The sequence below is a fragment of the Mesorhizobium escarrei genome (assembly GCF_935825525.1).
Classification (GTDB): Bacteria; Pseudomonadota; Alphaproteobacteria; order Rhizobiales; family Rhizobiaceae; genus Mesorhizobium; species Mesorhizobium escarrei.
The window spans coordinates 1-261 of the sequence record NZ_CAKXZT010000081.1; the positions used below are offsets into that span (position 1 = coordinate 1).

1 protein-coding gene is annotated in these 261 nt (G+C 61.3%); it reads left to right on the forward strand.

Annotated features, from left to right (window positions below; all coding sequences use genetic code 11):
* Nucleotides 1–193: permuted SH3 domain-containing protein (locus NMG80_RS05665; protein WP_495664006.1), on the forward strand; the 193-nt coding region annotated here is incomplete at its 5' end.
* Between the last annotated feature and the right edge of the window lie 68 nt (nucleotides 194–261).

Sequence of the window (261 nt, forward strand, 5' to 3'; positions counted from 1 at the left end):
CGGAGACGAGCCGCAGGTCTGGGTAATTGGCGGTGACGGCAAGGTGCAGCGCCGGAACGTCCAGCTGCTTCAATTCGATACAGACTCCGTCGTCGTCAGCCACGGGCTGTCGGCAGGAGAGAAGGTCGTGACCGCCGGCGTCAATTCGCTGGCAGACGGTGAGTTGGTGAACGCTGAGACGGAGGTCGAGTGATGGCACGCTTCAATCTTTCGGAATGGGCCGTCCACAACCGGGCCATCGTCGTATTCCTCATGCTCGTC